Below are 214 nucleotides of genomic sequence, written 5' to 3'. Positions count from 1 at the left end.
GCATTTCAAGCCTGATTGCTGTCATTATTGGCGTTGGGGCAGGTGTAGCGGTAACCCGATCCTGGGGCGCGGAATTCAGGCCGATAGTGGAAACCATTGCCGCCGTGGGGCAAACTTTTCCGCCGGTTGCGGTGCTGGCGATCGCCGTACCGGTGATGGGGTTTGGCCCGGAGCCTGCGATTATCGCGCTGATCCTGTATGGGGTGTTACCGAT

General features: G+C 59.3%; 1 pseudogene. It reads left to right on the top strand.

Annotated features, from left to right (window positions below):
- Positions 1-214: pseudogene (locus FDX22_RS27425) on the top strand (ABC transporter permease); the annotation flags it as partial.

Source organism: Citrobacter sp. TBCS-14 (genome assembly GCF_005280805.1).
GTDB classification, from domain to species: domain Bacteria; phylum Pseudomonadota; class Gammaproteobacteria; order Enterobacterales; family Enterobacteriaceae; genus Citrobacter; species Citrobacter gillenii.
This window is presented reverse-complemented; position numbering and strand designations above follow the sequence as displayed.